The sequence below is a fragment of the Prevotella corporis DSM 18810 = JCM 8529 genome (assembly GCF_000430525.1).
Taxonomy (GTDB): domain Bacteria; phylum Bacteroidota; class Bacteroidia; order Bacteroidales; family Bacteroidaceae; genus Prevotella; species Prevotella corporis.
This window is the reverse complement of sequence record NZ_AUME01000087.1, coordinates 1-1,630: the sequence shown is the minus strand read 5'-3', so window position 1 is coordinate 1,630 and position 1,630 is coordinate 1. Positions and strand designations below refer to the sequence as shown.

2 protein-coding genes and 1 pseudogene are annotated in these 1,630 nt (G+C 42.9%); 2 read left to right on the top strand and 1 reads right to left on the bottom strand.

The genetic code is table 11. The features are described 5' to 3' along the window. Window positions 1-334: pseudogene (locus H515_RS0110395) on the bottom strand (VapE domain-containing protein); the annotation flags it as partial. A 593-nt stretch (window positions 335-927) separates the two neighbouring features. On the opposite strand from H515_RS0110395, the gene H515_RS0110385 reads away from it, so the two are divergent. Then, a complete protein-coding gene (locus H515_RS0110385; protein WP_025878259.1) occupies window positions 928-1,230 on the top strand; it encodes a helix-turn-helix domain-containing protein in 303 nt (100 codons plus the stop codon). 11 nt (window positions 1,231-1,241) lie between these two features. Further along, the gene (locus H515_RS0110380; RefSeq protein WP_028901922.1) at window positions 1,242-1,529 is read left to right on the top strand and encodes a helix-turn-helix domain-containing protein; all 288 of its coding nucleotides are present in this window, start codon (window positions 1,242-1,244) and stop codon (window positions 1,527-1,529) included. The last annotated feature ends 101 nt before the right edge of the window (window positions 1,530-1,630 follow it).

Below are 1,630 nucleotides of genomic sequence, written 5' to 3'. Positions count from 1 at the left end.
CCGTCAAGGGCAATCCCTTGAAATACTCCTGTATAGGGTTGATACGTGGAGAGAAGCTGCTCTCTATAATGGAATAGAGGTTGTCGGAAGATGTGTTAATCCCCACATCGTTGTCAAGTTCCCTGCGGAGCGTGTTGATTTCATAGCGACCCACTTTTGAGAAGTGAGCATCGTCCTTGTTCCTGTATTCAGTTCTTTCCAGCACCGTGTTGTATCTGAACTCATAGCGAGAGGAAAGATAGGTTTCTATCTCACCGTTTTTTGAGGAAGTCTTCCTTTGCTTGGGCATATTGTTTTCGCCCTCCGATTTGCCTTTATCTGCATTCTTTTTCATTATATGCTTGGTTTGGTTTCAGAGAGTGAAGTTATTACAAGAAGATGAAAGTTCCAAGCATTCGGAGAGTGCTTGCATAATGTTGCGCTCATTGGCAATAAAGTTCGCACGGATTTTTATGGAGATGGGGAAAGAAAAAACTTATTTAAGCCTGAACTAAGTCAAGACGGGGGATAAAATAACAAGAAAAGGCAGAGGTAGAAGTGTGCTCTTTGCACACGTTTGCAGTATTCTACACCGATATTACAAACGATAGAATCAGCACAGAAATATGGTAGCGTTTGTCCACACCAAGAGTGTCACAAGCTGCCACTTGGGCGAATAACGATTGAATAGGAGATACAGCACCATATCTTTGTACCCAACGGACGGTGAAAGAAAAAAAATAGGGTAAGAAGGTGCAAACGGCTGCTGATAAAATGCATTGTCTTTTTCCTTGAAGTTCCCGATATTTCCCTGCTGTTCCCTGCTGCTTTGAAGTATGACAAACTCATCATATTTTTGCAGGCATAAACGTGCGATGAAACGCAGAACAGACAAAGGTGTTGTCAATACCAACAAGACAGAATTACAAACAAAATAACAATAAAACAATGGGATATTTTATCATTACGGATTCAAACTGGGCAAAGCTGAGGAACGAGATACTCTGTCTTGCCGAAACTTGCCACAAGGCATTTGGGGAACAGAGCAAGCATACCGATTGGCTGCACAACGGTGATGTGTGCAAGTTGCTTAACATCAGCAAGCGCACATTGCAGCACTATCGGGATACAGGCGTGCTGCCTTTCTCGCAAATCGGGCATAAGTGCTATTACAAGCGTGAGGACGTAGAGCAGTTACTCCAAACCAAAACAGAGAAATCAAAAACGGATAAAACTAAAATCAACAAATAAACACGAAGATTATGGAACAGGTAAGAGATTTGAATATGGAGGTGGACGATATGCAGGTGGTGCTGTCCGCTATCTACGGAGTAAGCAAGAGAATTAAGGAAGTTGCTCTGACACACAAGCCGCTGTTTGGAGGTGAGCATTTCCTCACAGGCAAGGAAGTGTGTGAGCGGCTGTATATCAGCCCTCGCACCTTGCAGGACTATCGGGACAGGAGAGTTATTCCCTATACGCAGTTTGCAGGGAAGATACTTTATAAGGAGTCGGATTTGGAAAGGATGTTGGAGGAGAATTATAAGTAGTCGTCCCTCAAGAACTCGACTTACAACCAGCAAAAGGTATTGGATAACACCTTTGTTTCGTTAAAGTTGGAATCCACTCCTTGAATACTCCATTTTATCAT

Coding starts and splice junctions, on each gene's coding strand:
- H515_RS0110385 (WP_025878259.1), top strand. CDS start 928: ATGGGATATTTTATCATTACGGATTCAAACTGGGCAAAGCTGAGGAAC.
- H515_RS0110380 (WP_028901922.1), top strand. CDS start 1,242: ATGGAACAGGTAAGAGATTTGAATATGGAGGTGGACGATATGCAGGTG.